This is a genomic window from Chryseobacterium sp. 2TAF14, assembly GCF_052115105.1.
Taxonomy (GTDB): domain Bacteria; phylum Bacteroidota; class Bacteroidia; order Flavobacteriales; family Weeksellaceae; genus Chryseobacterium.
In genome coordinates this window covers 1-530 of the sequence record NZ_JBFRGA010000361.1, presented here as the reverse complement: position 1 = coordinate 530, position 530 = coordinate 1, and the positions used below count along the sequence as shown (strand labels likewise).

General features: G+C 34.7%; 1 protein-coding gene. It reads left to right on the top strand.

Annotation, left to right across the window (positions count from 1 at the left end):
* Nucleotides 1-530 (top strand): C25 family cysteine peptidase (locus AB4Y90_RS18185; RefSeq protein WP_441558963.1); only part of this gene is annotated, 530 nt, incomplete at both ends.

Below are 530 nucleotides of genomic sequence, written 5' to 3'. Positions count from 1 at the left end.
AAACAAAGCTGTCGGAAGCGGGAATTTTAATTTTGGATATACCACTTCTGATCCAAATTTCAATAATGAATTTGTAGCTTTCAGAGCTGATGGTGCTTTTTCACCACAATTTGTAGGAAGAATAGCCAACCAAAATCTTTCTGCATTACAAAATGTAGATTATTTAATCATCACAACCCCTCAAATGATGGGACAGGCTCAAAGATTAGCTAACTATCATCAGACTAAAAATAATTTTAGCGTTCAAATAGTAGACACCGATAAAATTTATAATGAATTTGGTAGCGGAAGCAGAGATCTTACTGCAATCAGAGACTTTGTAACTAAACTGAATACCCCATTAGGAAGCCTAAAATATGTATTTATATTAGGTGATACCTCTTATGATTACAAAGACAGAGTTTCTGGCAACTCTAATATCGTTTCAAGCTATCAAAGCGAATCGTCTTCAGATTTTGTGAGCTCTTTCGTTACCGATGATTATATCGTAATGACCAAGCCACAAACATCACAAGACATCACAAATAACC